Raw genomic sequence first — 1,574 nt, 5'->3', positions numbered from 1 at the left:
CGTCACCGCCTGCAGGTGGGCGAACTCGACGTCGGGCTCGACGTCCTCGCCTTCGTCGGGGACGAGACGCTCAGCCAGCCCTTCACCTACCAGGTCGAGTTCACCTCGTCCCAGCGCGACCTCCCCTCCAGGCGCATCGTCGGGCAGCCCGCCAGCTTCAGCCTCTTCGCGCCCCCCGCACCGGTGCCCTTCGCCGGCCTGGGCGTGCCGCCGGCCCAGCCGCTGCGCACCCTGCACGGCGTGGTCACGGGCTTCCGGCGGATCTCCGGCTCCAACGACGAGGCCCGCTACGAAATCACCCTGCAGCCGCGCCTGACCCTGCTCGGGCGGGGCCGGCAATACCGCATCTACCAGCACCTCTCGGTGCCCGAGATCGTCGAGCAGATCCTGCGCAGCGACCGCCACCGCTGGGCCGGGCAGGACTTCTTCTTCGACCTCAGGCGCGACTACCCCAAGCGCGAGCAGGTCATGCAATACGACGAGAGCGACCTGGCCTTCATCCAGCGCCTGCTGGCCGAGGTGGGCATCTGGTACCGCTTCACCGCCGACGAGCGCCTGGGCATCGATGTCGTCGAGTTCCACGATGACCAGCGCAACTACCGGTTCGGCGTCCAGCTGCCCTACCGCCCGCAGTCCGGCATCGTCAGCAGCGGCCAGGACGCCGTCTGGGACCTGCAGACGAGCCACGGCGTGGTGGAAAGGAACCTGCGCATCCGCGCCTACACCCCGCGTGACGCGACGGCCTACCTCGACGGCGACCTCGACCAGACCCGGGGCGACCCGACCACCTACGGCGAGGCCTATCACTACGGCGAGCCCTACATCGAGCTGGACGACCCTCACGCCCGCGACGAAGACCTGAAAAGCGAAAGCGGCTACTTCTATGCCCGCCTCGCCCACGAGCGCTACCTCAACGACCAGACCCGCCTCGACGGCCGCACCAGCAGCGCCACCCTGGCACCTGGGCAGGTGCTGAAGATCGAGGGCGGCGCGCCCGAGGCCTTCACCCCTGGCGCCGTCATCACCCGCCTGGTCACCGTCGCCGCCCGCGATCGCAGCTTCGAAGCCCGCTTCGAGGCCATCCCCTACAGCGAAAGCGTGTGCTTTCGCCCGCCGCTGCTGCCGCGGCCCGTGATCGCCGGCACCATCCCGGCCCGCGTCACCAGCGCGCAGGCCGACGACCTCTACAGCCACATCGACCTGGAGGGCCGCTACAAGGTCAACTTCCTCTTCGACCAGGACACCTGGCCCGCCGGCCAGGAAAGCATGTGGCTGCGCCTGGCACGCGCCTATGCCGGGGATACCCACGGCCTGCACCTGCCGCTGATCCAGGGCACCGAGGTGGGCATCGCCTTCGAGCGCGGCGACCCGGACCGGGGCTTCATCGCCTTCGCCCTGCACGACAGCCGGCACCCCGACCTCGTCACCCTGAAGAACTACAAGCGCAACGTCCTGCGCACCCCGTCCAACAACAAGCTGCGCCTGGACGACACCCGTGGCCAGGAACACATCAAGCTCAGCACCGAGCACAGCGGCAAGAGCCAGCTCAACCTCGGCCACCTGGTGGATGGGCA

1 protein-coding gene is annotated in these 1,574 nt (G+C 69.3%); it reads left to right on the top strand.

Annotated features, from left to right (window positions below; genetic code table 11):
• Positions 1–9: 9 nt before the first annotated feature.
• The coding region (locus DMX10_RS32220) for a type VI secretion system Vgr family protein (RefSeq protein WP_371921742.1) at positions 10–1,574 on the top strand (1,565 nt) is incomplete at its 3' end.

The sequence above is a fragment of the Pseudomonas sp. 57B-090624 genome, assembly GCF_003234055.1.
In the GTDB taxonomy this organism is placed as follows: Bacteria; Pseudomonadota; Gammaproteobacteria; order Pseudomonadales; family Pseudomonadaceae; genus Metapseudomonas; species Metapseudomonas tohonis.
Note: the sequence above shows the minus strand (reverse complement) of the source record. Positions and strands in the feature narration are given on the sequence as shown.